Source organism: Trichocoleus sp. DQ-A3 (assembly GCF_039961975.1).
In the GTDB taxonomy this organism is placed as follows: Bacteria; Cyanobacteriota; Cyanobacteriia; order Cyanobacteriales; family FACHB-T130; genus FACHB-T130.
Genome location: NZ_JAMPKC010000002.1, coordinates 655,272 through 668,037 on the forward strand (window position 1 = coordinate 655,272; position 12,766 = coordinate 668,037).

Annotated in this window: 12 protein-coding genes and 1 other RNA gene; 7 read left to right on the forward strand and 6 right to left on the reverse strand. The window is 48.2% G+C overall.

What is annotated here, in order from left to right; translation table 11 throughout:
- Positions 1–53 precede the first annotated feature (53 nt).
- Positions 54–683 carry a ribonuclease III gene (gene rnc / locus NDI44_RS06070; protein ID WP_190412910.1) on the reverse strand — a complete coding sequence of 210 codons (630 nt, stop codon included), beginning with the start codon at positions 681–683 and terminating at the stop codon, positions 54–56.
- A complete protein-coding gene (locus NDI44_RS06075; protein WP_190412801.1) occupies positions 619–2,028 on the reverse strand; it encodes a DICT sensory domain-containing protein in 1,410 nt (469 codons plus the stop codon). The genes rnc and NDI44_RS06075 overlap by 65 nt, the downstream gene beginning before the upstream one ends.
- Before the next feature lie 220 nt (positions 2,029–2,248).
- Between NDI44_RS06075 and NDI44_RS06080 the strand changes: the two genes are divergently transcribed.
- On the forward strand, positions 2,249–2,371 hold the full coding sequence (locus NDI44_RS06080; RefSeq protein WP_277877569.1) for a hypothetical protein: 123 nt from the start codon (positions 2,249–2,251) through the stop codon (positions 2,369–2,371).
- Positions 2,372–2,442: 71 nt separating this feature from the next.
- On the opposite strand, the gene rnpB is transcribed toward NDI44_RS06080, so the two are convergent.
- An RNA gene (gene rnpB, locus NDI44_RS06085) (RNase P RNA component class A) lies at positions 2,443–2,858 on the reverse strand.
- Between the two features lie 176 nt (positions 2,859–3,034).
- Here rnpB and NDI44_RS06090 point away from each other — a divergent pair.
- From NDI44_RS06090 to NDI44_RS06100, 3 genes are all read left to right on the forward strand, one after another.
- Positions 3,035–3,913 carry a 6-carboxytetrahydropterin synthase gene (locus NDI44_RS06090; RefSeq protein ID WP_190412802.1) on the forward strand — a complete coding sequence of 293 codons (879 nt, stop codon included), beginning with the start codon at positions 3,035–3,037 and terminating at the stop codon, positions 3,911–3,913.
- A 264-nt stretch (positions 3,914–4,177) separates the two neighbouring features.
- Complete coding sequence (locus NDI44_RS06095) at positions 4,178–5,236, forward strand: tetratricopeptide repeat protein (protein ID WP_190412803.1); 1,059 nt, start codon at positions 4,178–4,180, stop codon at positions 5,234–5,236.
- Positions 5,237–5,657: 421 nt separating this feature from the next.
- On the forward strand, positions 5,658–6,044 hold the full coding sequence (locus NDI44_RS06100) for a CAAD domain-containing protein (RefSeq protein ID WP_347275920.1): 387 nt from the start codon (positions 5,658–5,660) through the stop codon (positions 6,042–6,044).
- A gap of 293 nt (positions 6,045–6,337) precedes the next feature.
- On the opposite strand, the gene NDI44_RS06105 is transcribed toward NDI44_RS06100, so the two are convergent.
- The 3 genes from NDI44_RS06105 to NDI44_RS06115 form a co-directional block, all read right to left on the reverse strand.
- Positions 6,338–6,934 carry a pentapeptide repeat-containing protein gene (locus NDI44_RS06105; protein ID WP_190412805.1) on the reverse strand — a complete coding sequence of 199 codons (597 nt, stop codon included), beginning with the start codon at positions 6,932–6,934 and terminating at the stop codon, positions 6,338–6,340.
- Positions 6,935–7,102: 168 nt separating this feature from the next.
- Positions 7,103–7,939: a pentapeptide repeat-containing protein gene (locus NDI44_RS06110; RefSeq protein ID WP_190412806.1), complete on the reverse strand. Its 837-nt coding sequence runs from the start codon at positions 7,937–7,939 to the stop codon at positions 7,103–7,105.
- On the reverse strand, positions 7,926–8,117 hold the full coding sequence (locus NDI44_RS06115; RefSeq protein ID WP_190412807.1) for a hypothetical protein: 192 nt from the start codon (positions 8,115–8,117) through the stop codon (positions 7,926–7,928). Before NDI44_RS06115 ends, NDI44_RS06110 begins: the two co-directional genes overlap by 14 nt.
- Before the next feature lie 662 nt (positions 8,118–8,779).
- Between NDI44_RS06115 and ilvD the strand changes: the two genes are divergently transcribed.
- From ilvD to NDI44_RS06130, 3 genes are all read left to right on the forward strand, one after another.
- The gene (gene ilvD, locus NDI44_RS06120) at positions 8,780–10,465 is read left to right on the forward strand and encodes a dihydroxy-acid dehydratase (RefSeq protein WP_190412808.1); all 1,686 of its coding nucleotides are present in this window, start codon (positions 8,780–8,782) and stop codon (positions 10,463–10,465) included.
- A gap of 109 nt (positions 10,466–10,574) precedes the next feature.
- Positions 10,575–11,906 (forward strand): cytochrome P450, encoded by a 1,332-nt coding sequence (locus NDI44_RS06125; RefSeq protein ID WP_190412809.1) that lies wholly within the window; start codon positions 10,575–10,577, stop codon positions 11,904–11,906.
- Entirely contained in the window at positions 11,896–12,489 is a 594-nt protein-coding gene (locus tag NDI44_RS06130; protein ID WP_190412810.1) for a hypothetical protein, read from the forward strand. Before NDI44_RS06125 ends, NDI44_RS06130 begins: the two co-directional genes overlap by 11 nt.
- Positions 12,490–12,766 lie beyond the last annotated feature (277 nt).

Consider the following 12,766-nt stretch of genomic DNA (forward strand, 5'->3'; position numbering starts at 1 on the left):
AATTGTTCATTGTCATTCGCCATTAACCAGTCTTCAATTAGCCATGAACTAGGCTAATTGCTAATGGCTAAAAAAGCTTCCCTCGCCGCAGCTTGTTCGGCAGCTTTTTTAGAATGTCCCTTACCTTGACCCAATCGACGCCCTTGCAGCCAAACCTCGGCGGTGAAGCGCTCTGGATCGCCGTGAATTCGTCTGGTTTCCTGGACGCGATATTCTGGCAGCATTTGGTAATGACCTTGCGTCCATTCCTGGAGGGCGTCCTTGTAGTTTTGGTAGGCTGGGTCTGTCCGAATTTCGGATGCCAGTTGTTTAAAATGAGAATCTAGCCACGGACGCACCAGCTCTAAGGTATGCGTACTCAGGTACAGGGCACCCAACACCGCTTCAAAGGCGTCTGCCAACCGCGAGGTAAGACCTGCTTTGTCACCTGCTGCACTTTCAGAAATTAACAGGTAGCGATCTAGTCCGTAACTATCTGCAATACCGGCTAAGGTGCGATCGCTCACCAGTACCTTCCGAATTGCCGAAAATTCACCCACAGAACAATCAGGATAAACTTCCCATAAAAATTCAGACGCTGCCATCCGCACTACCGCATCCCCCAGGAACTCCAATTGCTCATAGTTCGCCGTTGTCGAAATTGTGGGGTGGGTGAGCGCTAAGTTGAGGAGCGACCACTGCACTGGTACCTGCGGTGGAAGCCCTAACTTTTGGATCAGACTTTGCAGCTGCTTTTGACGAGGAGGATAGCTGAGATTCATGGGAATGCGTTGGACTTAGGGGAACCCCAATCATTTTTGCAACATCACTGAACAGCGCCTCAACCTGAGCCATCAGTTCTCGTTGAATTGGTAAGAGGTGGACTTCTTCCCGGAGTTTTTGCTGCAAATCGCGCAGGCGGGCGATGGGTTGACGCAACTTGGAGATTGTCTGCTCTAAGTGTTTGGCACGTCTGAGTTGTAACACGACATCCCCGCTGAGCTGGGTCTTCTGTTCGATGAGTACCGCCAGCATTTTAGCGATCGCCATCACAGTCTGACCGTCTTCCTCATTCCATTGCTTCGGTTCTCTACCACCAACCGTCACCACACCGTAAACGCGACGACGACCTTGCAACGGGGCTGCCATTAACGTTTGAGCCGTGGGCATCAGGGGTTCCATCAAACCATTCTGGCGTACATCTTCGACATAAATCAATCTACCCTCACCGATTGCTTTACCGCTAGCTCCATCGCTAATTCCGACAATTGGTTTGTTGGTGCTGATGTTGCCTGCTGCGGAAACCACCATAAAATTGTCATTGTTCAAGTTGAGGGCAATGACGGCATCGGCGGCACCAAAATTGGTAAATAATATCTGCACCGCATCTCGCAATATACAAGGCAAAGGCTGATACTGCGATAGAGCGGTGGAAAATTTATGCAAGGTAGAAAGCTGCACCCAACGGCGGTGACTCGTGAGTTCGGCTTCTTTGAGCCGTCCCAGCAGGCGTCCATTAATTTCGGCAATGTGGGCACTTTGCTGAACGTAGTTTCGCGTTCGGATCGGCTGGTAAAACGTCCCCATAACTTGGGACATCAGCAACGAAACCCGCGCCACTACCTCTTCATCGTAAGACCACAGCCCATCAAAGCTTTGACTACTGCTGTTGCGTTCTGGCCCTTCCACAGCTTGAGTCAATACCGCCGTCCAGAAATCGGGGGTATCAACCAGCCAAAACCGCTCCCTGGACAAGGCTGAGTTAGGCTCAAGCCCAATAAATTCGATTCCCGGAATTTCGGGGGGATGAACGTCGGGAACACCAAATATAAAGACCCGCCGACATACCTCGCCTAAGTAACTATATCGACGGAGATGTTCGAGGAAGTGAGAGAAACGCTGGAAGCCAGCAAACAAATCAACCGGAAGTTTGTGGTTGAGCAACTGATCTTCGAGCAGATCGCCGATAACGTTCATCGTTGCGATCGTGTGAATACCGCGCAATTCTTGGTATTGGTTCGCAATCGAGCGGAACAATGATATGTCCACTAAGCCACCCTGATTAACAAGAGTTCAAAATCGTGTAAATATCGCTTCTGGCAGACAGATTACCGCTAAATGCTACGGGTGGCTATGCAAAATTTCTTGAAGTCTTGACTTTTGTGACTGCATCAAGAGAAAAACAAGCTCATTTTTACATGAAGCTTCACTGAATTCATTAATTAAATTGATTTAGCCTTAGAAAAGGATTACTTTTCCGACCGCTCGTTTGTACAGCCTCTACAAGCGCGATCGCGATCGCCAACTAACACTGGGCTTTGCTCGTCCTGTTTTTCCGGGAAGACTCGATAGGCGATCGCTCAATTTACCCAATTTTTCAAATGCCTGTTGAGCCGGAGAGTTTCTCGAGCTAGACTCACCCTCGCCTCTCTAGCTCTTGTTCACAACAGTAAAGCAATTTAAGGGAGAGAGTCGGTCATAAGCCGGGTTCTGTTCTCCACAGCAGCAGTGCCGCTGGAAGGGCGGTTATCTATCTGGGACGCCTGTTACCAGACGCCTCAAGCGGTTTTAAAACGGAATCGGAAAAAGACCAACCGTGATTCCCTACCTTGCTCCCAACCGGGGTTTACCGAGCCAGCGCCTCTCGACGCTGCTGGTGCGCTCTTACCGCACCTTTGCACCCTTACCGGGATAATTAAACATTAAAAATTCTTCATTTTGCATTTTTAATGTTTAATTATCCCGGCGGTATCTTTCTGTGGCACTATCCTCACGGTCGCCCGCACTGGGCGTTACCCAGCAAGTTTGGTCTTTCGGGAGCCCGGACTTTCCTCAGACTCGCACAAACGGCAAATCTGCAACCACCTGCGCCTACTCTCTCCCGTTCTTCAGTGTGGCATATTCAAGAGCTTTAGAGAGCGAATCTTCGCTTTTGAATTCTCACTTTGCTGATGCAGTTTTTCAAGAAAGATTGGAGATCCCCGCCTAAATTTCGATTATCCTGAATAAAGGGAATGATTTACGTAACTTAATAATTCTGCTGGTTACTGGACTTATGAGATGCATCATCAACCGCCGCGCTCAGTTTTCGGCGAGCCACCGTTATTGGCTGCCAGAACTGAGTCAAGCGGAGAATATACAAGCGTTTGGTCGCTGCACTCAGTCGCCCGGACACGGACACAACTACGTTTTGTTTGTCTCCCTTGCCGGGGATCTGGATGAGTATGGCATGGTGCAAAACTTGTCTGAAGTCAAACGGGTGATCAAACAGGAAGTCACCAGTCAGCTAGACTTCTGTTATCTCAACGATGTGTGGTCGGAATTTCAACAAACCCTGCCCACTACAGAAAACATCGCGCGAACCATTTGGCAGCGTCTAGCACCTCACTTACCGTTGGTAAATATTCAACTATTTGAACATCCCGAACTCTGGGCTGACTATCAAGGAAACGGAATGGAAGCTTATCTGACAATTGGTACCCACTTTAGCGCCGCTCACAGACTGGCTCATCCGAACCTCAGTTACGAAGAGAACTGCGAGATTTATGGCAAATGCGCTCGTCCCAACGGTCACGGGCACAACTACCACATGGAAGTAACAGTTCAAGGCGAAATTGATCCGCGCACAGGGATGATTGTAGATTTAGGAGCCTTAAACAAGGTAGTAGAAGATTATGTGGTTGAACCGTTTGACCATACTTTCCTGAACAAGGATATCGCCTACTTTGCCCAAGTTGTTCCCACCGCTGAGAATATTGCCATTCATATCCGGAATCTTCTGCAAGAGCCTATCCGGGAATTAGGGGCAAAGTTGCATAAGGTAAAACTGGTTGAAAGTCCGAATAATTCGTGTGAAGTATACTGTAGCGAAACCGCTCAAAACTTAGCGGGAATTCAACAGAGCGATCGCTCTCTAACGCCTGTATCTACTTGATGTTTTAGCCGGGAGGCGCAAGTTTTTAGAAAATGTCGGGAACAAACCCGCTATCGATTTGCGTCTACCGAATCCTAAGCAGCGTTCGTCCAGTGGCAAGCAAGGGTTGCATTCCAACGCCTAAAGCGATAAATTGTAAGGTTTTTTGAAAAATTTGTTTAAAGCATGAGAGCTTAACCAGCCGATCCGGGAACACTAAAAAGAGACGACCTAGCCTTATACCGCAAGTCGGTGCTAAGCGAATCAAGGTGTTGAGAAAAATATATGGATCGCCGCGTTAACCATCACAACAGCCAACAGGAGGGCGACCTACCTGAGGAGGAACGCATCACTGTTGTTCCTCCTACAGATATTAGCGCTCATAGCCAGCATCAGCCAAAAACCGATAATTACACTAAGGGAGAAGCCGATCGACTGCTGGAGCAAGGTGCCCAGCAGCACCAAAACGGTCATTTCGAGGCGTCACGACTATCCTTTCATCAAGCACTCACGGTCTACGGCGAACTTCAAGACCAGCGAGGACAAGGAAGAACGCTCGGCAATTTGGGGCTAGTGTACTATGCCTTGGGAAATTTTGCCAAAGCGGTTGAGTATTCTGGGCAAAGTTTAGCGATCGCCCAAAGTATCAACGATCAGCGATTGGAAAGTCAAGCGCTGGGAAATATCGGCAATGCCTACCGTCACTTAGGCAACCATGCCAAAGCCATTGAGTTTCAGCAACAAAGTCTGCTAGTCGTGCGGGAACTGAAAGACTTGAGTGCAGAAGTGGCGGCGCTGAATAATCTCGGACTAGCTTACAAGGCACTGGGAGACTACTCAGCCGCCATTGAATACCAGCATCAAAGTCTGATAGTGGCGCGGGAACTCCAAGACCAAGAGGCAGAGGGTCAGATCCTGAGAAATTTGGGAAATGCTTGCTACGCTTTGGGCGACTATGTCAAAGCGATCGCCTACTATAAGCAGCGTTTAGCACTCGTGCAGCAGACTGGAGATCACCGTATTGAGGTACAGATTCTGAGAAATCTGGGGAACGCCTGCTACGCAATCGGGGACTACTCTGCGGCAATTGACTATGGAGAGCAACGCCTAGCGATCGCTTCGGCAACGGATGACCTCCGCTCCCAAGAGCAGGCACTTTCGCATTTAGGAGTGGCTTACGAGGCATTGAGCAACTACGCTAAAGCAATTGACTACTATGAACAACGCTTAAGGATAGCGCGAATCCTCCAAGACAGCCGAGTCGAAGGGCAGGCTCTGGGAAGCCTCCGAGTTGCTTGCTATGCTTTGGGCGATTACGCCAAAGTGATGGAATACGACCAATAGTATTTAATTAAAAATAAAAATTTATAAGGCAATCTATGTATTGCCGAGAGCTTAGTTGCGCCCGAAAAGCTTACTCTGTATGTTTTTCAGCTTTAGTTTCTAATCTATATCCATACAGCGTAGATTGAGCTAAAAAGTTTCTTGATTTTTAATTTTTTATTTTCTCTAGCTACGTCCCGCTTTTGGGAGATGCATGGAGACCGCTCGCCCGATTATCACTAAGTTTTAACCGGAAAATTCTGGACTCAGCGAAGTGGTCTTGGGGTGTCTGATAATATGAGCAAGAGGAATTCACCCCGCAATTGTACCCAGCTATCTTGCCTAAACGATACACAATCGTACCTAAAACAACGATATGGAGGATATGGACACCATGCAAACTGATTATTCCGCTCCAGAGACCGAAAAAACCCAGGTAGAAATGAGAGTTGACGCCCCAGGCGAATTGGCAGCTCTACCCCCAGCCACCCAATCAACGGAAAAGTGGCAGCAAATTGGAGAACAAATTTCCGCATTTTTCGCAGAACTACCCGAATACTTAGGTGAGTTCTTCTCAGAGTACCAGCGCCCCTTGACCACTCTAGGTCTAATATTAGCTGGCATCATTACCGTGAAGGTGACACTGGCGGTTCTGGATGCGCTTAATGATATTCCTCTGCTAGCGCCGACCTTTGAACTGGTAGGAATTGGCTACTCAGCCTGGTTTGTGTACCGCTACTTACTCCGAGCTTCTAATCGTCAGGAGTTGTCCGAGGAGTTTAAAGCTCTCAAGTCGCAAGTTGTCGGCGGGGATTCCAATAACTCGTAAATTTCTCATTTCCGCATAGCTCATTTCCGCACAGCATTGTTGCCCTGCGTCTCTGATTTTCTGACTTAGGGGTAGCACACTAGTGACTGCCCCTAATAATTTTAGTTGTAAATTTCTTAATACTGGTAGAAAGCGCGTGTGCCCATCACGTGATATTTTTAAGCGAGTCGAATCCAAAATGATATTTTGGATTTTAGCTTCTAGATTGTAGAAGACTGGCAGGAATTGCATCTCTACCACTAAGTTTGGCGCGATCGTGGGATTTGATCGTTGAATTTACCAGCGATCGCGGCTCATTTGCTCTCGCTGGGTGTAAAGTGTTCAACTGGCATAATTGTCCCGCTCAATTCCGCTCCACTTAAATCGGCTCCGTTCAAATCAGTTTCACTTAAGTCGGCTTGACTCAAATTCGCCTTAATTAAGTCGGTTCTATTCAGATTTACTCCAATGAGGAGGGCGCTAGTCAGATTGGCTTCACACAAGATTGCATCGCTGAGGTTGGCGTAGCTCAAGTTTGCCCTTCTCATATCTGCGCCAGTTAGATTTGCGCCAGTTAAGTTCGCTCCAGTTAGCTCAGCACCAATCGGTTCGGTTTTAACAAGCCTTGTTCCAATCAGTCTGGCTTTATCAAAATTGGTTCCGATCAAGTCAGCACCCGTGAGATCGGCACCCGTGAGATCAGCACGACTCAAGTTTGCTCCACTCAGATCGGCACCTGTTAGGTTCACCCCCCGCAGGTTGGCTCCGGCTAGGTTAACTCCCTCCAGAATCGTCTCGCTGAAATCGACCTGGCGTAGGTTAGCTCCTTCCAGATTTGCCGCCTTCAAATCTAACTTCTGGAAATCCCGTTCTCCAGCAGCATATCGTGTTAAAACCTCATCCCCATCCATTTCTATTGCCTCTAAATTGCTTCCAGTTAGCGTGGACTTAGGAATTTTGGATTTTAGATTGATTTTCGATGAATTGCCAATCTAAAATCTGGCTGGCGATCGCGTACAGCCCTTTGGGCATGAAAACAGCGAAGCAAGGCGTTAGCCTAGCGCTGACTTGTCACTTCGCTACTCGTGCGTGGCTGCATTAGGCATGATGGCACCAGTCATATCGGCGTCACGGAAATTGACCCGATTTAGGTTAGCGTCAATGAGAACCGCTTCAGTGAGAATTGCCCCAGTCAGGTTTGACCAGCATAGTTTTGACCTGTACAAGTTAGCTCCGGTGAGATTCGCTCCTCGCAGAGTCGCCCAACTTACATTTGCTCCCCTCAGATTGGCTTTAATTAAGATGACATTTGTCAGATTGGTTCCGCTCATCTTGGCGCGGCTCAAGTCTGCTTGCGTGAGATTTGCTCCAATTGCACTGGCTCCATTTAAAACAGCGTTCGCTAAGTTGGCTTTCTCCAGGTTGGCTCCAATTAGAATGGCATTCGTTAAGTTTGCACCTTCCAGCACAGCTCCAATCAACGTAGCATTCGTCAAGTTGCTTCGACTCAAGGGTGCATCAATCAGTTTGGCTCCAGTCAGATTGGCATCGCGGAGAATAGTCTCGCTCAAAAGAGCGTGACTCAGGTTAGCTCCGGCGAGGTTGGCTCCGCTGAGATTGGCAGCTCGCAAACTCGCTTCAGTTAAAATCGCTTCGCTCAGGTTGGCGTCAATCAGGCTAGCGCCGATAAGATTTGCCTCACTGAGATTGGCGCGGAGAACCGCTCCATTTAGATTTGCCTCGCGTAGGTTCACTCCGATGAGGTATGCCCCAATTAGATTTGCTTCACGCAGGTCTGCTCCCCGCAGGTTCGCTTCGCTCAGGTCAATTCCCATTAGGTCTGCTCTCCGCAGACTTACCTCTCGAAAATCTCGTTCGCCTGCTGCGTAGAGACGTTTCAGTTCATCGGCATCCATCTAGACCTCCCTTCAGGGTACTGCCGCTACAGTCGTTAGGGATGGGGTTCAACCCCTCTCCTAGAGTGGCAGGAAAATAGCGATCGCAGTCTATGCCAACTGCCCAAGGGTGGGATGACAGACGCTCAAAGCCAAAAATAAAGGTTCTAATCGACGATTGGGATCGACACAGAACCATGACACGTTGAAGCAGGAGGCGACACTCCCTAACCCTTGAGTGCGTAAAACCTCCTGGGTACACAGGTAGAGCGAACATTTGTTTAGATCCTTCACTTCGAGCGGGATTCAAAAACGGTGGAACTCGCGTTTGGAGCCTGGGTCAGTTTAATTGTTGGACATTCAGTCAGTGTAGATGCTAGAGCGAGTTTGCCTGTTGGATACTAGAACCAGTAGCCGTGAGGTTGAGAAAGCTTACACTATAACCGTAAGGTTAAGTGTGGGATAAAGTCACTATGCTTCACCGCGCCTAGAATTTTGACGGAGGGGTGGCAATAGCGTACAGCCCTTTGGGCATGAAAACAGCGAAGCGAGGCGTTAGCCTAGCGCTGACTTGTTAGTTCGCGCATTTTCTATCAAAGATTTACAAGGCTGGAAACTCCTAAATAATCATGAGAACTAGAGGTTAATCTCTAGCTACTGAATCTTATTCCTAACTTGAGCGCTCAACTCCGCTCAATTAACTCTAATTGTTACAAAATAGCTGCCACCTGGTAGCTGTCAGCGGGTAGCTCTTTGACAAGAAGATTCCTGTAATCTAGTTATATGGGGAGACCTTCTCTCAAACACCAAACCTGCAAAGAGAATAGCCGATCCACCGAAAAGCAATCTTAAGGACAGAGAATGCCGGAGAATTTGAGAAGCCAAGTCGTCACCCAAGGCGTACAGCGATCGCCCAACCGGGCTATGTTACGTGCTGTTGGTTTTGGAGATGAGGATTTTACGAAACCCATTGTGGGAATTGCCAATGGGTACAGCACCATTACCCCCTGCAATATGGGGTTAAATGATTTAGCGAAACGGGCTGAAGCTGGAGCCAAGGTGGCTGGGGCGATGCCTCAGATGTTCGGCACGATTACCATCAGCGACGGCATTTCGATGGGCACCGAAGGGATGAAGTATTCCCTGGTGTCGCGGGAAGTCATCGCCGATTCGATTGAGACTGCCTGCAACGGGCAGAGTATGGATGGAGTGCTGGCAATTGGGGGCTGCGATAAGAATATGCCCGGAGCGATGATTGCGATCGCTCGGATGAATATTCCGGCTATTTTCGTGTATGGCGGTACGATTAAACCGGGACATCACAACGGGCGCGATTTGACGGTTGTGAGTGCTTTTGAAGCGGTGGGGCAACACAGTGCCGGGAAAATTGACACGGATGAGTTGCTGCAAGTAGAACGCAAGGCTTGTCCGGGTGCCGGTTCTTGCGGCGGAATGTACACTGCCAATACAATGTCTTCCGCTTTTGAAGCGATGGGGATGAGCTTGCCTTATTCTTCCACAATGGCAGCAGAAGATGCTGAAAAAGCAGAAAGTGCTGAGAAATCTGCTTTTGTCCTAGTAGAGGCAATTAAAAAACAACTTTTACCGCGACAGATTGTTACCCGAAAAGCGTTTGAGAATGCCATTTCTGTAATTATGGCAGTGGGCGGTTCTACGAATGCCGTGCTGCACTTACTCGCGATCGCCCATACGATTGGGGTCGAATTATCCCTGGATGATTTTGAAACGATTCGTGCCCGCGTTCCAGTTTTGTGCGACCTCAAGCCTAGCGGTCAGTATGTCGCCACTGACCTCCACAAAGCCGGTGGAATTCCCCAGGTGATGAAGATGCTCCTGGTCCGCGATTTGCTACACGGAGACGCCCTGACTATCACCGGACAAACCATTGCTGAAGTCTTGGCAGATGTCCCAGAACAGCCCCGTGCTGATCAAGATGTTATCCGTCCCTGGGATAACCCGATGTATGCTCAAGGGCACCTAGCCATCCTGAGAGGCAATCTGGCAACGGAAGGGGCTGTTGCCAAAATTACCGGCGTCAAAACCCCTTCAATAACCGGCCCAGCGCGGGTGTTTGAATCTGAAGAAGCTTCTTTAGCAGCCATTCTGGCTGGCAAGATCAACCGTGGAGATGTCCTAGTGATTCGCTACGAAGGTCCCAAGGGTGGCCCTGGAATGCGAGAAATGCTGGCTCCCACTTCTGCCCTGATTGGTGCGGGATTAGGGGATGCTGTTGGCTTGATTACCGATGGACGCTTCTCTGGTGGGACTTACGGCATGGTTGTCGGTCACGTAGCCCCAGAGGCGGCTGTAGGAGGCGCGATCGCTCTCGTGGAAGAAGGCGATACGATTACAATTGATGCACGCGATCGCCTGTTACACCTTCATGTACCCGATGAAGAGCTAGAGCGTCGTCGCGCTGCTTGGCAACCGCCTAAACCGCGTTATACAACTGGCGTACTGGCAAAATATGCCAAGTTAGTTTCTTCTAGCAGTGTCGGTGCCGTGACGGATTTAGATTTGGGTTGAAAACAGTCTTTAACTGTTAGATAAACCAAAAAATGAAGTATAAAAGAAGAACCCTGAAGTTTCTCTTTATACTTCATTTTTTTATAACTTTTAACGCAGATTAACAATAATGAACAGTGATAAACTTCCTCCTGGTAGGATGGGGTTGCCGGTGCTTGGCGAAACACTCGCGTTTGTGTTCGACCCCAAATTTATCGAAAAGCGCTATCAGCAATATGGCTCTATCTTTAAGAGTCATGTTATTGGCAAACCTACGGTTTTTATGGTGGGGCCAGAGGCAGCTGAATTTGTTCTCTCCAGCCACATGGATTGTTTCTCGTGGCAGCAGGGGTGGCCCGACAATTTTAAAATGCTGCTGGGCGAATCACTATTTGTGCAAGATGGCGAGGAGCATCGGAGAAATCGCCGCCTGATGATGCCAGCTTTGCATGGCGCAGCGTTAGGAAACTACGTTGCCACAATGGAGTCAATTACGCAAAGCTATCTCGAAAAATGGCAGCAGAAACAGGAATTTACCTGGTTTGATGAATTCAAACTGCTAACGTTTGATATTGCTAGTCAATTATTGCTGGGTACGAATCCGGGGCCAGAAGCGGTACGGTTGAGCCAGTTGTTTACAAGACTAACGAATGGGCTGTTTGCCATCAATCCGCTGCCTTTACCGTTTACGCAGTTTGGGAAAGCGATCGCGGCCCGTAACGAAATCTTAGAGCATTTGGGCAACGTGGTACGCGATCGCCAGCAACATCCGACTAAAGACGTTCTCAGCCTTTTATTACAAGCTAAGGATGAAGACGGTAACGGCATGAGCGAAAAGGAAATCCGCGCCCAAGCAATGCTGTTACTCTTCGCTGGGCATGAAACGACCACTTCAATGCTGACTTGGTTGTGCCTGGAGTTAGCCCGTCACCCAGAGGTTCTGCAACGCGCCAGGGAAGAACAGCAGCAGCTTGCCGCTAGGGGAGGAGTAAATTTAGAACAATTAGGGCAAATGCCTTATCTAGACCAAATTCTCTGCGAGACTGAACGACTGCATCAGCCCGTCGGGGGTGGTTTTCGCGGTGTCGTCAAACCATTTGAGTTTAATGGCTTTCAAGTTCCATCTGGGTGGCAGGCGGTGTATTCGATTATCGGGACTCATCGACTAGCAACGGTTTACCCCGAACCAGAGCGTTTCGATCCCGATCGCTTCAGCCCCCAACGGCAAGAACACAAGCAGCGTCCCTTTAGTTTAATTGGTTTCGGTGGTGGGCCACGAATTTGTATTGGAATCGCATTTGCGAAAATGGAGATGAAAATTGTAGCCGCCCACTTACTACGGGGTTATCAGTGGGAACTATTACCAAATCAACGCCTAGATTCAGTAGAGATTCCCACCAGCCACCCAAGAGATAGGCTGCGCGTTCGGTTTCAACCGTTGCAAGTGCTATGTGAAACATAGGTGTGACGCGATCGCACTTGTTCGGGAAAACGATAACATCACAATTGAGGAACCAAAGGCTCTATACGAACAAACGCAGCAAAAAGCGTTTAGCTCTGGTGGTGTTATGTCTAATCCAATTCAAACAGCGATCGCTTCTTCTATCAATGAGTGGCTGCAAGCTCACCCCTCCGTCTTGCGGCTACTTCAGATATTCATCTGGGCGACGAATCACCCAATTGTCAGCTTAGTTATTTTATTGTTTGCAGTAGCGATCGCAGGGAGCTTAATCAAAGGTGTCGGTCGCTTAATTGAAACAACTAGCTTATCAATATTGAAAGCTCCTTTTAAGCTAATTCAGCTCTTATTTGGAGTTAGTTTCCAATCAATCTCCAAGTTTGGAGGCTTAGCTTTCAAACAGTTAACGGGTGCTAAGAACGCTGAAATCCCAGCTTTACCGGATTCAAATTCTCCACCAACTCAGCAAGAGCAACAGCAACGACTAGCAGAGATTGCCTCTAGACTAGAATTAATTCAAAAGGAACAAAACGAGCTTTTACAAGAAGTGGCAACAATCCTCGCTTCCGAGAAAATCCATATATAAGTTTGAATTTAATTTTAAAATATCTGCAAATTGTTCTGAAAGGGCTAATATAATTAACATAGACAGATGTCTCTCTCCTATCTTAGCTATTCTTTCTGATAGTCTAAAATGTAAACAATAATTTCACAAAAATTTATAAATTGCTGAATATTGCGTGGTCAATGTACTACATACAATATCAGGTACTTGCTTTTGGGATCGCTGATACTGGGAGTAGGCGGATTATTATCCAGCCTCAACTTTGACCAGTATTTACAATTTCTTCGCTTGAAGAAGC